This window comes from Methylorubrum subtropicum (genome assembly GCF_038442325.1).
GTDB lineage: Bacteria > Pseudomonadota > Alphaproteobacteria > Rhizobiales > Beijerinckiaceae > Methylobacterium > Methylobacterium subtropicum.
Genome location: NZ_JBBXMW010000004.1, coordinates 275,604 through 296,698, shown reverse-complemented (window position 1 = coordinate 296,698; position 21,095 = coordinate 275,604). Strand labels below are relative to the sequence as shown.

Genomic DNA, 21,095 nt, shown 5'->3' with positions numbered 1-21,095 from the left:
TCAGGACGGTACGGTGTGGACGCGCCGGCCCCGCGCCTCCCCGTCATTGCGAGGCGGAGCCGAAGCAATCCAGCGCTCCGCAGGCTCCGGAGGAGTCACGCGCGAGCCGTTTCGTCGGCACGGTCTCGCGCTTTCCGGGTACCGCGCGCCCTGGATTGCTTCGGCTTCGCCTCGCAATGAAGGCGTGGGGCGGACGCCGTCGCGTGTCGCCCTTCTCAGACGAAAGAATCCGGGCGAGAAGGGCGAGGCCCCTCCCCCGTCAGCGCGGCTTCTCCCCCAGGATTTGCTCGATCGAGCGTGCCCCGCGCTGCTTGAACAGCAGGTCGAGCGCCTCCAGCATCAGGCCGTGCATCTTGGTGCGCTCGGCGTAGGCCAAGTCGCGCAGCTGGTCGTAGACCGGCGGTTCGAGATAGACCGACATCTGCTTGGCGCGCTGCTTGAGCGTGCCGGCAGCCGCCGCGGGCGGGGCCGCCGCGCGGTCGAGGGTGACGATCTCGGCGCTCGGCGGGCGGACCGGCTTCGGGGTCGCCTCCGCGACGATCGAGGCGAGGCTGAGCTTAGGCGGCCTGGACATGGCCGCCCGCCGCCTTCATCCGGCCCGTCAGCGGGCGCGCCGCCTGCATCCGCCGCTCGATCCAGCTCCAGAGGCGACGCACCTCGCCCGCAGCCTGGCCCTTCGGGTTAAACTCGGTCACCCCCTGGCCGACGCCGATGGCGTCCTGATGGTCGGTGCGGGCGACGACGTTGACGTCGGGCAGGATGCCGAGCACCGCGAGCCCATCGGCCGCGTCGCGGATGCGGTAGGAGCGCGGCGGGGTCTGGTTCAGCACGAAGGCGAACTTCTTCTCCAGCCGGTAGACCGCCGCGAGCGTCGGCTTGAACGCGCGCAGGTCCGCAGGGGTCGGGCGGCAGGGGATGATGCAGAGGTCGGCCGCGCGGATCGCCGAGAGCGTGCCGGTGGAATCGACGCCGGGCGTGTCGATGAAGACGTAGTCAAAGGCCGACTCGGCCAGCCGCTCCATCACGGCGTCGATCTGGGTCGCGTCGATCTGGGCGACCTCCGGCCCCTCGGCGGTGCGGTGGTCGAGCCAGTCGGTGATGGTGGCCTGACGGTCCATCTCCAGGATGCAGACGCTGTGGCCCGCCTCCTGGGCGGCGACCGCCAGTGAGATGCACAGCGTGCTCTTGCCGCTGCCGCCCTTCTGCGTGACGAACGTGATCGCTTTCATCGTGAAGCCCCTGGCGGGGGCCGGCCCGGACGTGTCCGTCCTGTGATGCCGGGATGCCCTGATCCGCGATCTCATCCCAACATGGTTAACCGGCCGTTAAGAGCGCCGGTCCCGCGGCCCGCGGCGGAATCATACTTCAAGTTGATACAACTGGCCTCGCGCACTGAACGCTTTACGCGAGATATCATATGACGCTAAGGTTTTTAGCGGGCGGATTCGACCGCTTGAATTTACCTCAAGTTTCTTCGTCGGACGGGCGGGGCCTCGGGCTCCGTGCGGCGTACCCGCACGTCCGTATCGTTCCGGTGACGTCATGGCCGATTTCCATCCCGATTTCGCGACGGCGTTCGTCCATTCCGCCTGCATCGGCGCCTGGGCGCACGATCCGGACACCGACCGGCTCGCCCTCGCGCCCGCCCTTGCGCGCCTGCTGTCGCTGTCCGAGGCGGAGACCACGGGCGCGCCGCTGGGCGTGGCGCTCGCCCGGATCGAGCCGGAAGACGCACTGCGACTGGAGAACGTGCTGCGGGCGGCGGGCCAGGACGGCTGCCCGTTCGAGGCGGAGTTCCGCACACGCCCCGGCCCCGGCGGGCCGCGCTGGCTCCGGCTGATGGGCCGCTGCGCCCGCGACCCGGCGTCGGGCGCGCGGGCGACGCAAGGCCTCGCCTTCGACCTGACCGAGGGCCGCGCCGATGGCCCAGCGGACTGGCGCGACCAGCGCCGCGCCAACCGCCTCGCCGACCACGCCGTCGCGATGAAGGGGCTGGTGGCAGGCCTGCGCAACCCGCCGCTCGCCCGCCTCGTCGATGAGGTCGCCACAGAGGTCGGCCACGAGGTCGCCCGCCGCCTGCGCGGCACAGGCGGGCCGGTGCATTAGGCGGATCGGCGCAGTCTTGCGCCGCCACCGTTCGCCGGAAGGAGCTTTCCGTGAAGGAAACGATCAGTCCACGGCCAGGAAATCCCGTCCGGCCTGCGTCCATCGGCCGATGCGGGAGTTTTCGAGCTCGACCAAGCTGCGGTTCGCGAGAACCTCCATCGCCAACTCTCCGGCCGACATGGCGTCGTTGTCCAAGCTGCCGTCTCCGCGGGACAGGTACTGATCGACCATCCAGGCGAGCGCCTGGAGGATTTCGTCATCTCGGTCGTCCATCGTGCTCTTGCCTCCGATCGCGAGGAGCATGGACCCGCCGTGTCCCGCCTGTCGATCAGGCACTTGTCCGGTTCGATCGGCACCGCCGCTCCTCACGTTGACGGTGCCGGTCCCGATCCGGCATGAGCGGGGCGCCTCGGACGATCCGGGGCTGTCGGAGATATCGGGGCCGAGGGATGAGCACGGCCGAACCGGGTGTGGCCGCCCTCGCCGCGGAGGGTTCTGATCGCGCCGCCAACGCCTCGACGGTGGGGCTCGTCGCCGTCATCGTCGCGGCCACCGACGGCGAGCCGCGGGCGCTGACCGTGCAGGCGGCGGGTCAGGCCGCTGGCCGCAGCACCGCCCTGCCGGCCGGTCCGCTCGTGCCCGAGCACGCCACCCTGGAGCGGGGCCTGCGCGCCTGGGTCGAGCAGCAGACCCACCAGCGCCTCGGCTATGTCGAGCAGCTCTACACCTTCGGCGACCGCGACCGCGACGGCGGCGGGCGCGGCGTCCACCTGCTGTCGGTCGCCTATCTCGCCCTGGTGCGCGAGCTGCGCCCGGCCGGCCTCGCGGAAGCCGCGTGGCGCAACTGGTACCGCTACCTGCCCTGGGAGGATTTTCGCGAGGGCCGCCCCGAGGCGCTGGCCGCGATCGAGCCGCGGCTGATGGACTGGGTCGCCAAGGGCTCGGATGCCAAGCTGCGGCGCCTGCGCGAGGACCGGGTCGGCCTCAGTTTCGGTCTGGGCGGCGCCTGGAACGAGGAGCGGGTGCTGGAGCGCTACGAGCTTCTGTTCGAGGCCGGGCTGATCCCGGAGGCGCGCGGGCAGGCCGGCGCGGCGGTGCCGGACGATGCGGCCGTGACCGGCCAGCCGATGGCGCTCGACCATCGCCGGGTGCTCGCCACCGCGATCGGGCGGCTGCGCGGCAAGATCAAGTATCGCCCGGTGGTGTTCGAGCTGATGCCGCCCGCCTTCACCCTGCTCCAGCTCCAGCGCACGGTCGAGGCGCTGTCGGGCACGCGGCTGCACAAGCAGAATTTCCGCCGCCTCGTGGCGCAGCAGGGCCTCGTCGAGGAGACCGAGGACGTGACGAGCGGCAATGCCGGGCGCCCGGCCCGGCTGGTCCGCTTCCGCCGCGAGGTGCTGCTGGAACGTCCGGCGCCGGGCGTGCGACTCACGCCGACGCGCCGGCCGGGCTGAACGCCCGTTTTCCCACCCAACCCCTCATCCTGAGGTGCCCGCGTAGCGGGCCTCGAAGGAGGGCTCCAGCGGATCGCGCGATCCATGGAGCCCTCCTTCGAGGCTTCGCTACGCTTCGCACCTCAGGATGAGGGTGAGGATAGGAGAAACGACAGCTTAAGGCCGGATCGATCCCGACGATCCGAGCCTCAAGCCTCTTTCTTCTTCCGCGGGGCGCGGGGCTTCTTGGCCGGGGCGGCCTCTTCGGCCTCCGGCTCGGCGGCGGGCGCCTCGGAGACGGTCTCGCCGTCGGGGCGGCGGCGCTGCTGGCCGAGGCCGAGCGCGCGGGCGAGTTCGGAGCGCTGCTCGGAATAGCTCGCCGAGGTCATCGGGTAGTCGTTCGGCAGACCCCACTTGGCCCGGTAGGCCTCGGGCGACAGGCCGCGCAGGGTCAGGTGGCGGCGCAGCGTCTTGTACGGCTTGCCGTCCTCGAACGAGATCAGGAAGTCGTGGCTGATCGACTTGCGGATCTCCTGCGGCGTCGCCTTGGGCGGGCCGCTGTCGGCGGGCTTGGCGCTGACCGTGACCGAGCGGATCGCCTCGTGCACGTCGCCGATCAGGCGCGGCAGGTCGGCGCTCTGGACGTGATTGTTGCTGACATAGGCCGAGACGACATCCGCGGCCAACGTGATGAGGCGCGCGGTTTCCGCATCCTGTTCGGTGGTGTCCATGGCGCTGTCTTCTCGGTCGGAGGGATTACTTGAATGACGGTAAGCTCAGCATCGGCGCAGAGCAAGTCAGTTCGGCGTTGCTGGCGCGGTTGTATGACCAGGGAAATCGAGGCGGAGGGGTGTATCTGACCTGAGTCGTGCTGGGCTGAAGAGCCGTGGAGGTGTATTCGGCGATATCTCGTATGCCCGGTCAGGAGAGATCGGCAGCGAGCGCGAATATTGCAAATGTTAAGACGGATCGGTTGCGTTCGGAAAAAGACGCGATTTCTCAACGACTTGAAAATCCGCGGCCGATTGGCTGCGCGGCCGGGCGATCACGGCACGGCGTCGGGTGCGGATGCCTGACCGCATCGCGGCGATACACGCACCGATATGCGGCAGGCTGCCGCATGCTTACGTATTTTCTGTGGATTTCCCGGGAAAGGTTTTGCGGTGCGGTCGCGTCGGGCGAGCGCACGGAGCCGGGCGGCCCGGGACGACGGTCGGACGCCGGCCGCGGACGGGGCGACGTGTTCCGACGTGTCGCGTCGGCGAATCCACCTCACCCCGTCATGGCGAGGCGAAACGGACGCGATCCAGAGCGCCCCGTGGACGGATGAAGCGAGTGTGTCCGAACAGCATGTTCGCCCGCACGATCCATCCAAAACGTGCGGCGCTCCGGATGGCTTCGGTTCCACCTCGCAACGACGGCGGAGATCGACAGCGATCGAGTGGAGAGAGCCCCCGCTCAATCGAGTCCGAGCATCAGCCCCAGGTTCTGTACCGCGGCGCCCGATGCACCCTTGCCGAGGTTGTCGAGGCGGGCGACGAGCACGGCCTGGCGGTGGCTGTCGGAGCCGAACACCCGCAGTTCGAGCCGGTCGGTGTCGTTGAGCGCCTCGGGCTCGATCCGCTCACGGTGGGCGCCGTCCTCGGCGCCGGGCACCACCCGAACCTGATCCGAACCGGCGTACCACGCGCTCAGCGCGGCCTCCAGATCGCCCGGCGCCGGGCGGGCGGGGAGCGCGTCGAGATGGAGCGGGATGCTGACCAGCATGCCCTGGCGGAAATTGCCGACCGAGGGGATGAAGATCGGCCGCCGCGTCAGGCCGGCATAGGTCTGCAACTCGGGCAGGTGCTTGTGACCGAAGCCGAGGCCGTAGAGCTCGAAGGCCGGGGCGCGGCCGGCCTCGTAGGCCTCGATCATGCCCTTGCCGCCGCCGCTATAGCCGCTCACCGCGTTGACGCTGATCGCCGTGTCGGGCGCGATCAGCCCGGCCTCGATGAGCGGGCGCAGCAGGGCGATGGCCCCGGTCGGGTAGCAGCCGGGATTGGCGACCCGGCGGGCGGCGCGGATGATCCCGGCCTGATCGCGGGTCAGCTCGGCGAAGCCGTAGGCCCAGCCTTCCGCGACGCGGTGCGCGGTGCTCGCATCGAGCAGCTTCGGGCCGCCCTGGGGCAGCGCGTCGGCGAGCTGCGCGGTCTCGCGCGAGGCATCGTCGGGCAGGCACAGCACCGCGAGATCGACGCTTTCGAGGATCGCCCGCTTGGCGCTCGGGTCCTTGCGGCTCTCGTGCGGGATGCTGACCACGGTGACGCGGCCGTCGCGCTCCAGACGCTCGCGGATGCCGAGACCGGTCGTGCCGGCCTCGCCGTCGATGAACACCTTCGGCTTGCTCGCCTGCGACATCGCGATCCTCGCTCGGCCGGGTGTCCGGCCGCCTCATCTGCTGGCCGCGCAGGTGGAAGCTCCGCGCGCGCCTGTCAACGCCTGTGACGCCCGGCCTGTCCACTGCCGCGGAGGGGCCGGCGCGGAACCGTCCCTACGGCCTCCTGTTGACAGCCGAATATCGATGATCCGACCCGGAGACCGATGATGGCCGAGAGCGCGAAGAAAACCGACCCGAAGCTGTGGGACAAGGTGAAGAAGGAGGTCACGAAATCCTCCAAGGGCGGCAAGCCCGGCCAATGGTCGGCCCGCAAGGCGCAGATGGCGACCTCCGAATACAAGAAGGAGGGCGGCGGCTACGAGGGCAAGAAGACCGACGACAACAGCCTCAAGCAGTGGACCGACGAGGAGTGGGGCACGAAGTCGGGCAAGGAGAGCGGCAAGACCGGCGAGCGCTACCTGCCCAAGAAGGCCCGCGAAAAGCTCTCGGATTCCGAGTACAAGCGCTCGACCGAAAAGAAGCGCGCCGACAGCGCCAAGGGCAAGCAGCACTCGAAGCAGCCCGCGGACGTCGCCGAGAAGGCCGCCTCGGCCCGCAAGACCGGCGGCAAGTCGGGGAAGACGGCCGACCGCGGCGGCACGACCAAGGCGGAGTTGATGGGCCGGGCGCGCAAGCAGGACATTCCCGGCCGCTCGAAGATGAGCAAGGGCGAACTGGAGCGCGCGCTCGCCTAAATCGTCTCATCGCATCGGCTTTTTCCAAAAGCCGGCAACCACCTTTTGGGCCGATGCTTCAGAGACCCGCAGCCGCCTTCAGGGCGGCGTTGATGCGGTCCTGCCAGCCCGGGCCGTCCTTCTGGAAATGCTCCAGCACGGCCCGGTCGATGCGCAGGGACACGCTCTCGCGCGCGCCGGGGATGGCCACCGGCGCGGGCGGAGCCGGGGGCGCCTCGGGCGTCTTCCGGGTCACGGCCTTGAACGCGGCCTCGGCGGCCTGACGCGGGTCGCTCGGGCGGCGGCTGCGGTCCATGGCCATGTCAGCCCGCGACCTTCTTGCGGCTGCGCTTGGGCGGGGGCGGCGGCTCGGCGGCCTTGGCGGCGGCCTCCTCGGCCTCCTTGGCGAGGCGCAGCGCCCGCAGGCGCACGGTGCGTTCGTCCACGGCCTTGACGGAGGCGAGGTGCTCGGCCATCGCCTGCGCCCCTTCGCGCGCCATGCGCTCGGACCGCTCCGCGCGCTCGGCGGCGCGGGTCTTGGCGTCTGTGTCGTCGCTCATGAAAGGGTCTTTCGATGAGGGTCGTGCCGCGTGTGAAGCGTCGGCAGGCGGCGGCCCGGCGGGGAGGCACCACGCCACGGGCGGCAGCGGTCCGCGGACAGGATCGTCGGGACGCCCAACGGATTAGCACGAAAGCGACGGGGAAGACCAATTCGCCCGGCGCGGGGCGGGTTATCCCCTGAAGATCGGCCCGTCTCGGTGGCGGATACGCAGAACAGGAGGACGTCCGATGGCCGACCGCGATTGGACGAGCGCCGACATCCCCCCGCAGGCGGGCCGCGTCGCCCTGGTGACGGGGGCGAGTTCCGGCATCGGCTACGAGACCGCCCTGGCGCTCGCGGGTGCGGGCGCGCGGGTGGTGCTGGCGGTGCGCGACCCCGCCAAGGGCGCGCGCACGGCAGAGGCGATCACTGAGGTTCATCCCCGCGCGGACCTCACGGTGCGCGAGATCGACACCGCCCGCCTCGCCAGCGTGCGCGCCTGCGCCGAGACCCTGCGCAAGGAGGGCGAGAGCCTCGACCTCCTGATCCTCAACGCCGGCATCGCCGCGGTGCCGACGCGGGAAGAGAGCGAGGACGGGTTCGAGCGCCAGCTCGCCACGAACTATCTCGGCCACTTCGCCCTCACCGGCCTGCTGCTGCCGATGCTTTGCCCCTCCCCCGACACCCGCATCGTCACTGTTGCGAGCCTCGCCCATCGCAGCGGAAAAATCCGGTTCGATGATCCGCATTGGCGCGCCGGCTACGGCCCGCAGAAGGCCTACCGCCAGACCAAGCTGGCAATGCTGATGTTCGCCCTCGAACTGGAGCGGCGCCTGCGTCGCGCCGGCCGGCCGGAGCGGGCGCTCGCCGCCCATCCGGGGCTGGCGCTCACCGACGTCTTTCGCCGCGGCGACCGGGCCGAGGCGTTCCAGCAGGCTGTTGGGCGCTTCCTGTTCGCCCTCGTCGGCCAGGCGGCGTCGCGCGGCGCCCTGCCGACGCTCTACGCCGCCACCGCGCCGGAGGCCCGCGGCGGCGGCTATTACGGCCCCGACGGCCTGCGCGAGGCCCGCGGCGCCCCGAAGCCCGCCCGCATCTTCCCGCATGCGAGCGACGAAGCGGACGCCGCGCGGCTCTGGGCGATGTCGGAGGCGATGACCGGGGTGCGGTTCGCGCTGTGAGTTCCCGGTGTGATGTCGCGATCGCGCCGTAAAAATGACTTGCGCGCCATTTAATTGCCCGGCAGATGGAGCGCGCGGGCACCCCTCGCGCTTGCCACGACGCGCCCGCAGGAAGCGCCCATGCCCCGCTACTTCTTCAACGTGCAGGACGGTACGAACCTCCAGGACGACGAGGGCACCGACCTGCCCGATCTCGACACCGCCCGGTGCATGGCGATCCGCTATGCCGGCGCCCTGCTGGAGGAATGCGGCCACCGTCTCGGCTTCGGCGATTCCTGGCACCTCGAAGCCACCGACGAGGCGCGGCGCGTGCTGTTCCACCTCGATTTCCGGGTCAGCCAGCCGACCTGAGCCGTCGCCGCCTGTGGGCGCGGGCCGATCCGGCTTCTCAAGGCCGGGACGATCGCGCAAAGCTCACGACCGGTCACGGTCTTTGCCGCAGCCCATCCGTCGAGTATCCGCCCTCAACGCCTCATGTCCGTGACGTCTGACCCTATCGTGCAGCCCCTCATCCGCCGATTGAAGAGCACGGCAGACCCCTCGGACAGGGTGATCCGTGCGTTGAGCGAGCTGCCGTTCACGCTGAAGAGTTTCGAGCCCAGCCAGGACATCATCCGCGACGGCGACCGGCCCGGCCACTGCGCCGCTTTGATCGAGGGCTGGCTGTGCCGCTTCAAGCTCCTGCCCGGCGGCGGGCGCCAGATCATCGCCTTCCACGTCGCGGGCGACATGCCGGACCTGCAGAGCCTCCATCTCGGCGTGATGGACCACAGCCTCGCGGCGGTGACGCCCTGCACGGTCGCGATGATCCCGCACGAGGTCCTGCGCGAGCAGACCGCCCGCCTGCCCGACCTCGCCGCGATCCTCTGGCGCGAGACGATGATCGACGCGGCCCTGTTCCGCGGCTGGGTCACCGCCATGGGCCGGCGCTCGGCCTATGGCCGCACCGCGCACCTCTTCTGCGAACTGCATCTGCGCCAGCGCGCGGTGGGCTTGGCCGAATCGCGCCACTCGCCGATGCCGCTGCGGCAGACCGACCTCGCCGACGCGATGGGCCTGACCTCGGTCCACATCACCCGGACGCTCGGCGCCCTGCGCCGGGCCGGCCTCATCACCCTCCAGAACCGCATGCTGACCATCCACGACTGGGACGGCCTGAGCGAGGCGGCGGAGTTCGACCCGAGTTATCTGCATCTGGGAAAGGCGGCCGGCTGAGGCGCGGCGGATCGCCGACGGATACCCTGCCGATCCTCCCCGCCGTCATTCCGGGGCCGCGTAGCGGAACCCGGAATCCACCCGTGATGCGACGCTGAACGATGCGTCGCGGCCAGTCGTGGATTCCGGGTTCGCCTGCGGCGCCCCGGAATGACGGTGGTGTTTGATGCGGTCGCCGGAGCCGGCGCACAGGGCCCTACAGCGGCTCCGAACCACGCGCCATCGCAGCGATGCCGGTGCGGGAGATCTCCACGAGGCCGATCACGGTCAGCAGCCGGATGAAGCGGTCGATCTCCTCGGTCGAGCCGGTCAGCTCGAACACGAAGGAATTGAGCGTCGCGTCGAGGGTCCGGGCACCGAAAGCGGCGGCCAGGCGCAGCGCCTCGCTGCGGTGCTCGCCAAGGCCGACGACCTTCACGAGGCATAGCTCGCGCTCCAGCGCCTGCCCCTGAAGCGTCAGGTCGACGACGCGGTGGACCGGGACGAGCCGGTCGAGCTGCGCCTTGATCTGGTCGATCACCGCGTTGGTGCCGGCGGTCACGATGGTGATGCGCGAGATGTGGCGCGCCTCTTCCGTCTCGGAGACGGTCAGGCTCTCGATGTTGTAGCCGCGGCCCGAGAACAGGCCAGCGATGCGGGCGAGCGCGCCGGGCTCGTTGTCCACGATCACCGCGAGGGTGTGGCGGTTGACCGGCTCGATCCGGGTGGGCTCGGGGTAGTGGGTGTTCATGGCGTTCATGGGCGCGTTCCTCGTCTTTCTCTTTACTCCGGCCTCAAGCGCCGGCGGTCGCATCCGCGACCTTAGGCTTCTCGCTTCGCTAGACGCCTCGGCTTGCGCCGAGGCCGCTTCGCGGGGCGCTCTTTGCGCCCGGAATACGGCACCATCGCCCGGATCGACGGCGGTGCTTGATGCTGGACCCGCCTCCCGGCGGCGTGATACCGGCCCCGCCATGGATCGGCGCCAGCGTGTCTTGAATCTCGTCCTGCCGCGCGGACGAACCGGCGTCGAGATCGGCCCCCTCGCCCACCCGCTCGTCCTCAAGAGCGATGGTGACGTGCTCTACGCCGACCACATGCCGACCGACGCCCTGCGGCACCATTACCGCCAGCATCCGACGCTGGGGCCCGCGGGCATCGACGGCATCGTCCCCGTAGACATCGTGCTCGGCGAAGGCGGGTTGCCCGCGGCTTTGGGGGCGCGCGGCCCGGTCGATTACATCGTCGCCTCGCACGTCGTCGAGCACATCCCCGACCCGCTCGGCTGGCTCGCGGAAGCGGCCAGCGTCCTGCGCGAGGGCGGCGTGTTCTGCCTGATCGTGCCGGACAAGCGCTTCACCTTCGACCACTTCCGCAGCCCCACCAGCGTCGGCGCGCTCGTCGCCGCGCGTCTGGCCGGCCTGCGCCGGCCGCCGCTCGGGATCGTCTACGAGCATTTCGCCCGCGCCTCCGCGATCGACCGCGCCGCGGTCTGGCAGGGCCGCCCCGTGGCGATGCGGCCGTTGACCGGCGGCCCGGCCGCGGCGTTCGAGGCGGTCGAGCGGATCGCCCGCGACGGCAGCTACACCGACGTGCACTGCTCGGTCTTCACGCCGTTCAGCTTCGCGGTCGTGCTCGAAGAGGTGCTGGATCTCGGCCTGCTGCCGTTCGAATGCGCGGCGCTGGAGCCGACGCGGGCGCGGGAGGACGAGTTCTTCGTGCTCCTGCGCAAGCGCGCCGCGTGGTCGCCGGCCGAGCGCGCGGCCTCCGTGCCGCGGCTCAACCCGCGTCGGCACGACGCGCTGCCGAAGCCGCGGCTCGGCGCCCGCCTCGCCGCAGCCCTCGGGCGGCGCCGGACGCCCTGAGGCGTCCGGCTGGGACAAGCCGTGCATGGCGGATCGCCCTCGTTCGCGAGGGGCTGCGATCAGACCAGCATCTTGCCCTCGGCCGAGATGACGTCGCCGAGTTCGACCCCGGTCTCGCCGAGGTAGTCCGACAGCAGCATCTCGTTGTGCGCCTTGCCCGACGGGATCATCGGGAAGCAGTTCTCGGTCTTGTCCACGACGCAGTCGAAGATGACCGGCCCGTCGTAGTCGAGCATCTCCTTGATCGCCGCGTCGAGCTCGCCCGGCTTCTCGCAGCGGATGCCCTTGGCGCCGTAGGCTTCCGCCAGCTTCACGAAGTCCGGCAGGCTCTCCGAGTAGCTCTGCGAGTAGCGCGAGCCGTGCAGCAGCTCCTGCCACTGCCGCACCATGCCCATGTACTCGTTGTTCAGGATGAAGATCTTGACCGGCAGGCGATACTGCACCGCCGTGGACAGCTCCTGCATGTTCATAAGGATCGATGCCTCGCCCGCGATGTCGATGACGAGCCCGTCCGGGTTGGCGAGCTGCGTGCCGATGGCGGCGGGCAGGCCGTAGCCCATGGTGCCGAGGCCGCCGGAGGTCATCCAGCGGTTCGGCTCGTCGAACTTGAAGTACTGCGCCGCCCACATCTGATGCTGGCCGACCTCGGTCGTGACGAAGGTCTTGCGGTCCTTGCACGCCTCGTAGAGCCGCTGCACCGCGTATTGCGGCTTGATGATCGTGCCCGAGGGCCAATAGGCGAGGCAGTCGCGCGCCTTCCAGCGGGTGATCGTGTTGAACCAGTCGGTCAGGCGGCTCTGGTCGGGTTGCTTGGGCAGCGCGCGCCACTGCGCCAGCATCTCCTCCAGCACCGCTGCGCAATCGCCGAGGATGCCGACATCGACCTTGACGACCTTGTTGATCGAGGAGGCATCGACGTCGATGTGGATCTTCTTCGAGTGCGGCGCGAAGGCGTCGAGGCGGCCGGTGATGCGGTCGTCGAAGCGGGCGCCGACGCAGATCATCACGTCGCAATCGTGCATCGCGAGGTTGGCCTCGTAGGTGCCGTGCATGCCCAGCATCCCGAGGAACTTGTCGTCCGAGGCCGGGAAGGCGCCCAGGCCCATCAGCGTGGACGTGACCGGGAAGCCCGTCTCGGCAACGAGCTCGCGCAGCAGCTTCGAGGCGTGCGGCCCCGAATTGATGACGCCGCCGCCGGTGTAGAAGACCGGACGGCGCGCGCCCGCCATCAGTTCGACGGCGGCGCGGATCTTTTCGGAATCACCCTTGACAGGCGGGTTGTAGGTCTTGTGGCCGTTGTCGCTCGGGCGGCTGTAGACGCCCCGGGCGAACTGGATGTCCTTGGGCAGGTCGACGACGACGGGGCCCGGCCGTCCGTGGCTCGCGACGTAGAACGCCTCGTGCAGGATGCGCGGCAGGTCCTCGATCGATTTGACGAGGTAATTGTGCTTCGTGCAGTGCCGGGTGATGCCGACCGTGTCGCATTCCTGGAATGCGTCGGAGCCGATCAGGTGCGTCGGCACCTGGCCCGTGACGGCGACCAGCGGGATCGAATCCAGCATCGCGTCGGTCAGGCCCGTGACGATGTTGGTGGCGCCGGGGCCGGACGTGACGAGGACGACGCCGACCTTGCCCGACGAGCGGGCATAGCCTTCCGCCGCGTGGACCGCGCCCTGCTCGTGGCGCACGAGCACGTGGTTGATCGTGGTCTCGTCGAAGAGCGCGTCGTAGATCGGGAGCACCGCGCCGCCCGGATAGCCGAACAGGGTGTCCACGCCCTGATCCTGGAACGCCCGGATGACCATCTGGGCTCCGGTCATGACCTCGCCGCTCATCGACTCCTCCATCAATCCGTTTTTTGTGACGCTGTCTGCATGTCTCGGGGCGTCTGGGTTTCGGCAACAAAAAAGGGCCCCGAAGGGACCCTGCATGCGCCACCGACCGGGTGTTTCGGGCCTGCGATCAGGCCCGCCCGTTCCGTGGCGCTTCCGTTACGATAAGACCCGTGCGCATCGTCGATTCCGTTGCCGGTTGTCTCGCGAAGTGAGGCGGGCGGATTAAGCGATGTGAGAGCCCGCGTCAATCGACTTCATCTGTTTTTGGAACCACGAATTCGACCCTCACCGTCATTCCGGGGCGCGAAGCGAACCCGGAATCCACGACTGGCCGCGACGCTTCGTACAGGGTGCATCACGGGTGGATTTCGGGTTCCGCTGCGCGGCCCCGGAATGACGGCGGCGGTGCGTGTCACAATCGAGCCATGCAACCTTGCCCCACGGCGCCGTCCTTGCGAGCCTCGTCGCCCATGACGACGTTCCGCCCCACCCTCTCGGCCTTCCAGGCCTTCGTCCTGTCGCTGGCGATCATCGCGCCGACGCTGGCCATGGCCTTCAACGTGCCGCTCGCCGCGCAGGCCGCGGGGCAGGCAGCCCCCCTCGCCTTCCTCGTCGGCGGGGCCGCGATGGCGCTGATCGGATTGTCCTTCGTCGCCTTCAGTCGGCGCATCGCCAGCGCCGGTTCGGCGGCCTCCTACGTGAGCGCGGTGCTCGGCGACCGGCTCGGCTTTCTCGCCGGCTGGGGGCTGCTGCTCGCCTACCTCGCGTTCCTGGCCTCCGCCACGGCGCTGGTCGGCGGTTTTTTGGCGGTCGCGCTGGCGCATCTCGGGCTCGACCATCCGCGGCTCTGGCTCGTCCTCGCCTTCCTCGGCGGGGTCGCGGTGATCGGGCTCGGCGGGCGCGAGATCCGGCTCGCCACGACCGTGATGCTCGTCATCGAGGCGCTGGCCGTGTTGGCGATCGTGGCACTCGCCATCGTCATCCTCGTGCAGGTGCCGCTCGATGCCGCGCCGCTGCGGCCCGATCCGGAGCGGGGCCTGTCGGGGCTCGGCTACGGCATGGTCTTCGCCGTGCTCTCGCTCGCGGGCTTCGAGGGCGCGGCGACCGTCGCCGAAGAGACCCGCGACCCGCACCGGGCGATTCCCGTCGCGATCCTCGGCTCGCTGGCAGTCGCGACGCTGCTCTACGGCCTCGTCTCCTACGCGCAGGTGCTGGGCTACGGCCTCGACCGGACCGCGGAGCTGGCCCGCGATCCGGCGCCGCTTGATACGCTCGCGATCCGCTACGTCTCGCGCGGCTACGGCATCTTCCTCGACGCGGCGGCCGGCATTTCTTCGCTCGCCTGCGCGCTCGGCACCGCGGCTGCCGCCGCCCGCGTCCTCTACGCGCTGGCCTCGCGCGGGATCGGCAAGAGCTTCGCCCGGCTCGATCCAGTGCACGGCGTCCCGGCCCGGGCGCTGCGCTTCGTCGGCGGGCTCACGCTGGTGTTCCTCGTCGGCTTCGGCACCTTCGTGAGCCCGCGCGCCTTCAGCGAGGCCTTCGCCACCGTCGCGACGCTAGCGCTGATCCTCGTCTACATGGGCGTCGGCCTCGCCCAGGCCGTGTTCGCCGCCCGCGCCGGGGCCTGGGGCTGGTGCGCGGTGGGGCTCGCCGGGAGCCTGATGCTCGCCTGGCCGCTGTTCAACAGCCTCTATCCCCTCCCCGGCTGGCCCGGCCCGCTCTGGCCCCTCGTCGTGCTGGCCTGGATGGCGGTGGGGATCGCCCTGCTGCGCGTCCATCCGGCGCTGGCTCGGAAATCGCTTCGCCGCCCCTGACGGCGAAGTTTTCCGGACTTTCGGGGAACGGGCTGGCCCTACCCCCGTTCTGCCGGTCAAGGTCGGCGAAAGCCCCAGACGACGAGGACCACCCCCCGGCATGTGCGGAATCTGCGGAGAGATCAGCCACGGCGGCGCGGCCGATGCCGGCGCGGTGCGGGCCATGATGGCGGTTCTGAGCCCGCGCGGGCCGGACGCCTCGGGCATCCACGGCCAGGGCGCGGTGGTGTTCGGCCATTGCCGGCTCAAGATCATCGACCTGTCCGAGGCCGGCCAGCAGCCGATGGTCGATCCCGAACTCGGCCTGACAGTCGTCTTCAACGGCTGCATCTACAATTATAAGGACTTGCGCGCCGAATTGGAGGGGAAGGGCTACCGCTTCTTCTCCACCAGCGACACCGAAGTCGTGCTGAAATCCTACCATGCCTGGGGCAAGGATTGCGTGAAGCGCTTCCTCGGCATGTTCGCCTTCGCGGTGCACGAGCGCGATTCCGGCCGCGTCGTGCTGGCCCGCGACCGCCTCGGCATCAAGCCGCTCTATTTTTCGGAGTCGGGCAAGCGTTTCCGCTTCGCCTCGTCCTTGCCGGCCTTGTTGGCTGCTGGCGACGTGGACACTTCGATCGATCCGGAAGCCCTGCACCACTACATGAGCTGGCACGCGGGCGTGCCGGCGCCGCTCACCATCCTGAAAGGTGTGCGAAAAATCCATCCGGCGACGATCCTGACGCTGGAGCCGGACGGTACGAAGAAGAAGGAAACCTACTGGTCGCTGGTCATCGGCCCGCGCGACGCCGACCGCGGCATGAGCGAGGCCGATTGGCGCGAGGCGGTGCTCGATTCGCTGGGCCAAGCCGTCGCCCGCCGCCAGATCGCCGACGTGCCGACCGGGGTGCTGCTCTCGGGCGGCCTCGATTCCTCGGTCATCGTCGCGCTGCTCGCCCGCAACGGCCAGAAGGGCCTGAAGACCTTCTCGGTCGGGTTCGACGCGGTGAACGGCGTCGAGGGCGACGAGTTCAAGTATTCCGATATCATCGCCCAGGAATTCGAGACCGACCACGCCAAGCTCGTGGTCGACGGCTCGCGCACGCTGGAAGCCCTGCCGCTCGCCATCCACGCCATGGCCGAGCCGCAGATGAGCCACGACGCGGTGGCCTTCCTGCTCCTGTCGCAGGAGGTCGCCAAGCACGTGAAGGTGATCCAGAGCGGCCAGGGCGCCGACGAGGTGTTCGGCGGCTATCACTGGTACCCCAAGCTCATGAGCTCGACCGATCCGGTCGCCGACTACGCCCGCGCCTACCACGACCGCGACCATGCGGAGATGAAGGAAGCGCTCGCGCCCGACCTGATCGGCGCCGATTACAGCCGCGACTACCTCGCCCGCTTCTTCGGCGACTCGAAGAGCGCGAGCGCCATCGACAAGACGCTGGAACTCGACCAGCAGATCATGCTGGTGGACGACCCCGTGAAGCGCGTGGACAACATGACCATGGCCTGCGGCCTGGAGGCGCGCGTCCCCTTCCTCGACCACGAACTGGTCGAACTCGCCGCCCGCATCCCGGCCGAGCTGAAGGTGCGCGACGGCGGCAAGTACATCCTCAAGGAAGCCGCCCGTCAGGTGGTCCCGGCGGCGGTGATCGACCGGCCGAAGGGCTACTTCCCGGTCCCGGCGCTCAAGCACATCCGCGGCCCGTTCATGGATTTCGTGCGCGACGTGCTCGACAAGCCGGTGGCGCGCGAGCGCGGGCTGTTCAACCGCGCCTACGTCGACAAGCTGTTGGCCGATCCCGATGGGACGCTGACGCCGAAGGGCAATTCCAAGCTGTGGCAGGTGGCGCTGCTGGAGGCGTGGCTGCAATCGCACGGGGTCTGACGACGCCACCGAATTGCGCTCAAGGTGACGCGGATTCTCCACGATCGTCGCCGATGCGCCGGGACTAAGAAACGCGCACGGGCTGGAGCACCGAATCGATGTGTCGCTGGATCGCCTATCGAGGCCGCACGATCCCGCTGGAGCACTACATCACCGAGCCGGCGCATTCGCTGGTCTCGCAGAGCATCAAGGCGCTCGAATCGACCGCCGCGACCAACGGCGACGGGTTTGGGCTCGGCTGGTACGGCGACCACCCCGAGCCCGGCCGGTTCCGCGAGGTCCAGCCGGCGTGGTCGGACGAGAACCTGCGCTACCTCTGCCGCCATCTCACCTCGCACCTGTTCTTCGCCCATGTGCGGGCGGCGACCGGCACGCCGATCACCCGGCCGAACTGCCACCCCTTCGCCTGCGGCCCGTGGCTGTTCATGCACAACGGCTATGTCGGCGATTGGGCGCGGCTACGCCGGCCGATCGAGGCGCTGATCCCGGACGAGCTGTACCCCTCGCGCTCCGGCACCACCGATTCGGAAGCGCTGTTCCTGGCGATCCTCGGCCAGGGCCTGATGGCCTCGCCTGAGCCCCGCGACCCGATCACCGCCACGGCCCGCGCGCTGGCTCGGGTAACCGACCTCGTCGGCGGCATCGATGACGGGCATCCGTTCCGCTTCACCGCGGCTTTGGCGGATGGGCGCGACCTCTACGCCTTCCGCTATGCTGCGAACGATGCGGCCAACAGCATGTACTACCGCCAGTCGGCCGACGGCGTGGTGGTGGTCTCCGAGCCCCTCGACAAGGAGCACGAGAGCTGGACCCCGGTGCCCGACAACAGCGTGGTCGTCGCGCGCCGGGACGAGCCGGTGGAGGTGATCTCGCTCAAGGAGTTCGGGCTGGCCCGGCGCTCGGGGTTGCCGCGGCTGCAGTTGCCGATGAGCGCCTGAAGCCTCCCCACCGTCATTCCGGGGCCGCGAAGCGGAACCCGGAATCCACCCGTAATGCGGGATACCCGGCTGAAGTCGGACCGTCGCGGCCAGTCGTGGATTGCACGCCTCCGGCGCGCCCCTTCGGGTCCGGGTTCTCGCCTTTGGCGAGCCCCGAAATGACGGCGGGAAATTTTCGTCACTCCGTCGTCACGAAACCCAAGCCTGATTCCCCACCGCCGACAGCGTCATGCTGTCGGAGCCGACATCGTTGGCGTCGTAGCCGAGGATCTGCGCCAGCTGCTCGCGGGCGCGCCAGACGCGGCTCTTCACCGTGCCGATCCGGCAGTTCATCACGGTGGCGGCCTCCTCGTAGCTGAGGTTCTCGATGGCCACGAGGATCAGCGCCTGCCGCATCGGCAGCGGCAGCTTGGTCAGCGCCGTCTGCGCGTCGAGGAGATCGACGTGGCCGGATTGCTCGGGGGCGGCGGCCAGCCGGTCGGCGTAGTCGCCGTCGCTGTCGGCGATCTCGCGCACCTCCTTGCGGTGGCGCGAGTAGAACGCGTTGCGCATGATGGTGAACAGCCACGCGCCGAGATTGGTGCCCACCGTGAAGCGCGCCCGGCTGCGCCACGCCCGCAGGAAGGTGTCCTGCACGAGGTCGTCGGCGGCGGACGGGTTCTTGGTCAGCGACATCGCGAAATTGTAGAGCCGCGGCGTCATCGCGATGATCTCGGCGCGGAACGACTCCTCGTCACGCCCTTCCTGCGCGACGAGGACGGTCCCGAGCTTGGCGAGCAGGTCGCCGAAACGGTCCGCGTCGGTCGCCGGGCTGCCCGGCATTCGGGCATAGGCTTCGGCGAGCAGGGAACCGAGTCGGTGCTGGACGTCGAGGGCGATGATGGGCGGCTCGCCCATCGAAAGGGTGGCGTCAGTCAGGGCAGTCTTAGGCATCAGGTCCTGTGGCGGTCACGGACATGCGCAAGGGCGCATGCCCCCACGGCAACTTTTGTCCCGCGAATGTCCGGCGCCTGCGCCAACATAGATTAGCGATTCGACGCTTCCGCCCCACGTTCCCGACGGTCTCTCGCGAGTCCTGCGACATCGCGCACCAAGATAATCGCCCCCGCGCATCTTGATCCGATCCGACTTGAGGCCAGCCTAATATTTGTTAGCCGTGATCGAACGATTTCCGCACTGCATCGTTGTCGGCGGACGGCCGGACCGTCGCAAGTCTGGAGTCGATGAAAATCCATGGGCTGGCCGCTGCGCGTCGTCGTCATGTCCGGGATCGCGGCCGGGGCCGTGCTCACTGTGGGGGCGCTCAGCCGCTTCAGCTACGCGCCGATGCCGGCCGAGGCCGACGTGCTGAACCGGGATCGCTATGCGCTCACCACTGCCTACGACCTGCTCGGACGCCGCGTCGCCGCGGATGAGGCCGAGCGCATGAAGGCGACGCCGGAAGGGCGTGCCGCGCTCTCGCCCGACAAGGGCGCGGTCGCGATCGATGCGGCATTGGTCCAGCGAGGGCGCGAGGCATTTTACAAAGAAACCTTCGGCAACGAGGTGTTCCTGTCCGACGTGATGGGGATGCTCGACGGCGGCGTCGGCCCGTTCGAGGTCGCCCGCGCGGTGATCGCGCTCGGCGGCGGCGCCACCACCAACCTCAAGGTCCGCATGAGCCGCGACATGACCGTCGGCGACCGGACGTGGCGCAAGGGCGAGGAGGTGCCGACCGGGCTCGACGTCGCCAAGGGCTCGCCCGCCATCATCGGCATCCGCACCTTCTACGACCGCGGCACGCTGCGGATGGGCATCACCTGCGCGCTCTGCCACGCGGCGGTCGATCCGGCCTCCGGCAAGGTGGTCGAGGGCGCGCCCAACATCGACCTCAACGCCGGCCTGCTGATGGCCCTGTCGAAGAACGCCAGCGCCTACTTCATGCACGGCAACATGGACCTCGCCGCCCATCCAGGCGACCCGACCCGCACCGTCACGCAAGAAGACGGCGCCAAGGTCGCGCTGCCGGACCCGGAGAAATTCGAGGCCGCCGCCAAGGTGCAGGTGGCGAGTTGGCCGCCGGGCAGCTTCGATTCGTCGGCCGACCGCATCACCAACCCGACCTCGATCCCGTCGAGCTTTTCCGCCTACGGCGAGCCCTATAGCTGGAGCGGGCGCGAGGCGGTGGGGCCGTTCAAGGGCCTGTCCTCGCTCAACAACAACGTCCACGCCGCCAATTCCGACACGACGCAGCAGACGGCCGCGGCCAAGACGCTGTTCGGGCTCGATCCGGAACTCTACCTCGGCACCATCCTCCAGGGCGCGGCCCGCGACGCATTTCGCCACGACCCCGCCGGGGGCAAGCGCCCGACCGAGGTGCTGGCGGCCTCAGACCCGACGCCGGAATCGCCCGGCCTCAACCGTTACGCGGTGCTCCCGAGCTTCCCGGCCACCAACTACATGACCGACAATGGCCTGTTCGCCTCGGTGCTGGGCGAGCCGGCCAACCACGCCAACAACGCTATGTCGGCCTTCCAGAACCTCTTGAGGGCACCCGACGCGAAGCCGGCCGACGCGGCGGTGCTGAAGACCGGCCGCGCGGTGTTCGAGCGGGCGGGCTGCGCCGGCTGCCATTCGGGGCCCGCGCTCACCAACAACCGCATCCTGCCGGTGGAGGAGATCGGCACCGAGCCGACGCGGGCCAAGGCCGGGGCCAAGATGGAGGCGCGCCTGTCGCCGCCCGCGATGTTTGCCACCGATACGCCGTTCCCACTCCCCGCCGACCCGAAGATCGTGCCGATCCCGCTCGAAGGCGACGCGCTCAAGCAGGTGCAACTCGGCTGGGCGCACGCCGGCACCGAGGGCGGCTACAAGGTGCCGAACCTCGTCGGCCTCGCCTGGACCGCGCCTTATCTCCACGATTCCGGCGTCGCGGTCGGCGCGGATGCCGCGACGCAGTTCGGCGTGCCCGGCACGGTCGATGCCGGCCTCTTGCCCGACCCCGCCAACAGCCTGCGCGCCCTGGTGGACCGCGATCTGCGCGCCAAAGTGGTCGCGGCCAATGCCGCCTCCGAAAAAGCGCGCACGGCCCGCGTGACGGGCGAGGGCCACGCCATCTGGGCCGACCGGCAGGCCGGTTTCTCCGACGACGAGCAGACGGCGCTCGTCGCTTACCTGCTGTCGGTCGATCGCCTGACCGAGTCCGTGCCGACGCCATAGAGTATCGGTCTGACAAGGTGGCCGCCGGCTTTC

Annotated in this window: 21 protein-coding genes; 11 read left to right on the top strand and 10 right to left on the bottom strand. The window is 69.5% G+C overall.

Going from position 1 to position 21,095, the window contains the following annotated elements; genetic code table 11:
- Positions 1–259 precede the first annotated feature (259 nt).
- Together AAHG03_RS08310 and AAHG03_RS08305 are read right to left on the bottom strand one after the other, a co-directional pair.
- Positions 260–574 (bottom strand): ribbon-helix-helix domain-containing protein, encoded by a 315-nt coding sequence (locus tag AAHG03_RS08310; protein WP_342150112.1) that lies wholly within the window; start codon positions 572–574, stop codon positions 260–262.
- Complete coding sequence (locus AAHG03_RS08305; RefSeq protein WP_342150111.1) at positions 558–1,229, bottom strand: ParA family protein; 672 nt, start codon at positions 1,227–1,229, stop codon at positions 558–560. Before AAHG03_RS08305 ends, AAHG03_RS08310 begins: the two co-directional genes overlap by 17 nt.
- Positions 1,230–1,542: 313 nt before the next feature.
- Here AAHG03_RS08305 and AAHG03_RS08300 point away from each other — a divergent pair, with 313 nt between their 5' ends.
- Positions 1,543–2,106, top strand: coding sequence for a hypothetical protein (locus AAHG03_RS08300; RefSeq protein WP_342150110.1), 564 nt, complete (start codon positions 1,543–1,545; stop codon positions 2,104–2,106).
- 63 nt (positions 2,107–2,169) lie between these two features.
- On the opposite strand, the gene AAHG03_RS08295 is transcribed toward AAHG03_RS08300, so the two are convergent.
- A complete protein-coding gene (locus AAHG03_RS08295) occupies positions 2,170–2,409 on the bottom strand; it encodes a hypothetical protein (RefSeq protein WP_342150109.1) in 240 nt (79 codons plus the stop codon).
- 146 nt (positions 2,410–2,555) lie between these two features.
- Between AAHG03_RS08295 and AAHG03_RS08290 the strand changes: the two genes are divergently transcribed.
- A complete protein-coding gene (locus tag AAHG03_RS08290; RefSeq protein WP_342150108.1) occupies positions 2,556–3,560 on the top strand; it encodes an NUDIX hydrolase in 1,005 nt (334 codons plus the stop codon).
- A 188-nt stretch (positions 3,561–3,748) separates the two neighbouring features.
- Here AAHG03_RS08290 and AAHG03_RS08285 read toward each other — a convergent pair whose 3' ends face one another.
- Positions 3,749–4,270: a Ros/MucR family transcriptional regulator gene (locus AAHG03_RS08285; protein ID WP_342150106.1), complete on the bottom strand. Its 522-nt coding sequence runs from the start codon at positions 4,268–4,270 to the stop codon at positions 3,749–3,751.
- A 727-nt stretch (positions 4,271–4,997) separates the two neighbouring features.
- Positions 4,998–5,939 carry an N-acetyl-gamma-glutamyl-phosphate reductase gene (argC, locus tag AAHG03_RS08280; RefSeq protein WP_342150104.1) on the bottom strand — a complete coding sequence of 314 codons (942 nt, stop codon included), beginning with the start codon at positions 5,937–5,939 and terminating at the stop codon, positions 4,998–5,000.
- Positions 5,940–6,125: 186 nt separating this feature from the next.
- Between argC and AAHG03_RS08275 the strand changes: the two genes are divergently transcribed.
- The gene (locus AAHG03_RS08275; protein ID WP_342150102.1) at positions 6,126–6,653 is read left to right on the top strand and encodes a hypothetical protein; all 528 of its coding nucleotides are present in this window, start codon (positions 6,126–6,128) and stop codon (positions 6,651–6,653) included.
- A gap of 58 nt (positions 6,654–6,711) precedes the next feature.
- Here the strand turns inward: AAHG03_RS08275 and AAHG03_RS08270 are convergent, their stop codons facing one another.
- Both AAHG03_RS08270 and AAHG03_RS08265 read right to left on the bottom strand, forming a co-directional pair.
- Complete coding sequence (locus AAHG03_RS08270; RefSeq protein WP_342150100.1) at positions 6,712–6,954, bottom strand: BrnA antitoxin family protein; 243 nt, start codon at positions 6,952–6,954, stop codon at positions 6,712–6,714.
- A 1-nt stretch (position 6,955) separates the two neighbouring features.
- On the bottom strand, positions 6,956–7,192 hold the full coding sequence (locus AAHG03_RS08265; protein WP_091947331.1) for a hypothetical protein: 237 nt from the start codon (positions 7,190–7,192) through the stop codon (positions 6,956–6,958).
- A 229-nt stretch (positions 7,193–7,421) separates the two neighbouring features.
- Here AAHG03_RS08265 and AAHG03_RS08260 point away from each other — a divergent pair, with 229 nt between their 5' ends.
- The 3 genes from AAHG03_RS08260 (at position 7,422) to AAHG03_RS08250 (ending at position 9,566) form a co-directional block, all read left to right on the top strand.
- A complete protein-coding gene (locus AAHG03_RS08260) occupies positions 7,422–8,351 on the top strand; it encodes an oxidoreductase (protein ID WP_342150099.1) in 930 nt (309 codons plus the stop codon).
- A 120-nt stretch (positions 8,352–8,471) separates the two neighbouring features.
- Entirely contained in the window at positions 8,472–8,702 is a 231-nt protein-coding gene (locus AAHG03_RS08255; RefSeq protein WP_342150098.1) for a DUF6894 family protein, read from the top strand.
- A 210-nt stretch (positions 8,703–8,912) separates the two neighbouring features.
- Entirely contained in the window at positions 8,913–9,566 is a 654-nt protein-coding gene (locus tag AAHG03_RS08250) for a Crp/Fnr family transcriptional regulator (protein WP_342150097.1), read from the top strand.
- 196 nt (positions 9,567–9,762) lie between these two features.
- Here AAHG03_RS08250 and ilvN read toward each other — a convergent pair whose 3' ends face one another.
- Positions 9,763–10,305 carry an acetolactate synthase small subunit gene (gene ilvN, locus AAHG03_RS08245; RefSeq protein WP_342150095.1) on the bottom strand — a complete coding sequence of 181 codons (543 nt, stop codon included), beginning with the start codon at positions 10,303–10,305 and terminating at the stop codon, positions 9,763–9,765.
- 232 nt (positions 10,306–10,537) lie between these two features.
- Between ilvN and AAHG03_RS08240 the strand changes: the two genes are divergently transcribed.
- A complete protein-coding gene (locus AAHG03_RS08240; protein ID WP_342150094.1) occupies positions 10,538–11,407 on the top strand; it encodes a methyltransferase domain-containing protein in 870 nt (289 codons plus the stop codon).
- Positions 11,408–11,466: 59 nt separating this feature from the next.
- Here the strand turns inward: AAHG03_RS08240 and AAHG03_RS08235 are convergent, their stop codons facing one another.
- Positions 11,467–13,242 (bottom strand): acetolactate synthase 3 large subunit, encoded by a 1,776-nt coding sequence (locus AAHG03_RS08235; protein ID WP_342150092.1) that lies wholly within the window; start codon positions 13,240–13,242, stop codon positions 11,467–11,469.
- Positions 13,243–13,712: 470 nt separating this feature from the next.
- On the opposite strand from AAHG03_RS08235, the gene AAHG03_RS08230 reads away from it, so the two are divergent.
- The 3 genes from AAHG03_RS08230 to AAHG03_RS08220 all read left to right on the top strand — a co-directional run bounded on the left by AAHG03_RS08230 (position 13,713) and on the right by AAHG03_RS08220 (position 17,864).
- Positions 13,713–15,056, top strand: a complete 1,344-nt coding sequence (locus AAHG03_RS08230) for an APC family permease (protein WP_342150091.1) — start codon at positions 13,713–13,715, stop codon at positions 15,054–15,056.
- A gap of 100 nt (positions 15,057–15,156) precedes the next feature.
- On the top strand, positions 15,157–16,926 hold the full coding sequence (locus AAHG03_RS08225; protein WP_342150090.1) for an N-acetylglutaminylglutamine amidotransferase: 1,770 nt from the start codon (positions 15,157–15,159) through the stop codon (positions 16,924–16,926).
- A gap of 98 nt (positions 16,927–17,024) precedes the next feature.
- Positions 17,025–17,864: a class II glutamine amidotransferase gene (locus AAHG03_RS08220; protein WP_342150088.1), complete on the top strand. Its 840-nt coding sequence runs from the start codon at positions 17,025–17,027 to the stop codon at positions 17,862–17,864.
- 189 nt (positions 17,865–18,053) lie between these two features.
- Here AAHG03_RS08220 and AAHG03_RS08215 read toward each other — a convergent pair whose 3' ends face one another.
- Complete coding sequence (locus tag AAHG03_RS08215; RefSeq protein WP_342150086.1) at positions 18,054–18,797, bottom strand: sigma-70 family RNA polymerase sigma factor; 744 nt, start codon at positions 18,795–18,797, stop codon at positions 18,054–18,056.
- 300 nt (positions 18,798–19,097) lie between these two features.
- Between AAHG03_RS08215 and AAHG03_RS08210 the strand changes: the two genes are divergently transcribed.
- The gene (locus AAHG03_RS08210) at positions 19,098–21,062 is read left to right on the top strand and encodes a cytochrome C oxidase Cbb3 (protein ID WP_342150085.1); all 1,965 of its coding nucleotides are present in this window, start codon (positions 19,098–19,100) and stop codon (positions 21,060–21,062) included.
- Positions 21,063–21,095 lie beyond the last annotated feature (33 nt).

Excerpts from the sequence above, each read along its gene's own strand:
- AAHG03_RS08310 (WP_342150112.1), bottom strand. The coding sequence starts at position 574 with ATGTCCAGGCCGCCTAAGCTCAGCCTCGCCTCGATCGTCGCGGAGGCG.
- AAHG03_RS08305 (WP_342150111.1), bottom strand. The coding sequence starts at position 1,229 with ATGAAAGCGATCACGTTCGTCACGCAGAAGGGCGGCAGCGGCAAGAGC.
- AAHG03_RS08300 (WP_342150110.1), top strand. The coding sequence starts at position 1,543 with ATGGCCGATTTCCATCCCGATTTCGCGACGGCGTTCGTCCATTCCGCC.
- AAHG03_RS08295 (WP_342150109.1), bottom strand. The coding sequence starts at position 2,409 with ATGCTCCTCGCGATCGGAGGCAAGAGCACGATGGACGACCGAGATGAC.
- AAHG03_RS08290 (WP_342150108.1), top strand. The coding sequence starts at position 2,556 with ATGAGCACGGCCGAACCGGGTGTGGCCGCCCTCGCCGCGGAGGGTTCT.
- AAHG03_RS08285 (WP_342150106.1), bottom strand. The coding sequence starts at position 4,270 with ATGGACACCACCGAACAGGATGCGGAAACCGCGCGCCTCATCACGTTG.
- argC (WP_342150104.1), bottom strand. The coding sequence starts at position 5,939 with ATGTCGCAGGCGAGCAAGCCGAAGGTGTTCATCGACGGCGAGGCCGGC.
- AAHG03_RS08275 (WP_342150102.1), top strand. The coding sequence starts at position 6,126 with ATGGCCGAGAGCGCGAAGAAAACCGACCCGAAGCTGTGGGACAAGGTG.
- AAHG03_RS08270 (WP_342150100.1), bottom strand. The coding sequence starts at position 6,954 with ATGGCCATGGACCGCAGCCGCCGCCCGAGCGACCCGCGTCAGGCCGCC.
- AAHG03_RS08265 (WP_091947331.1), bottom strand. The coding sequence starts at position 7,192 with ATGAGCGACGACACAGACGCCAAGACCCGCGCCGCCGAGCGCGCGGAG.
- AAHG03_RS08260 (WP_342150099.1), top strand. The coding sequence starts at position 7,422 with ATGGCCGACCGCGATTGGACGAGCGCCGACATCCCCCCGCAGGCGGGC.
- AAHG03_RS08255 (WP_342150098.1), top strand. The coding sequence starts at position 8,472 with ATGCCCCGCTACTTCTTCAACGTGCAGGACGGTACGAACCTCCAGGAC.
- ilvN (WP_342150095.1), bottom strand. The coding sequence starts at position 10,305 with ATGAACGCCATGAACACCCACTACCCCGAGCCCACCCGGATCGAGCCG.
- AAHG03_RS08235 (WP_342150092.1), bottom strand. The coding sequence starts at position 13,242 with ATGAGCGGCGAGGTCATGACCGGAGCCCAGATGGTCATCCGGGCGTTC.
- AAHG03_RS08230 (WP_342150091.1), top strand. The coding sequence starts at position 13,713 with ATGACGACGTTCCGCCCCACCCTCTCGGCCTTCCAGGCCTTCGTCCTG.
- AAHG03_RS08225 (WP_342150090.1), top strand. The coding sequence starts at position 15,157 with ATGTGCGGAATCTGCGGAGAGATCAGCCACGGCGGCGCGGCCGATGCC.
- AAHG03_RS08220 (WP_342150088.1), top strand. The coding sequence starts at position 17,025 with ATGTGTCGCTGGATCGCCTATCGAGGCCGCACGATCCCGCTGGAGCAC.
- AAHG03_RS08215 (WP_342150086.1), bottom strand. The coding sequence starts at position 18,797 with ATGCCTAAGACTGCCCTGACTGACGCCACCCTTTCGATGGGCGAGCCG.
- AAHG03_RS08210 (WP_342150085.1), top strand. The coding sequence starts at position 19,098 with ATGGGCTGGCCGCTGCGCGTCGTCGTCATGTCCGGGATCGCGGCCGGG.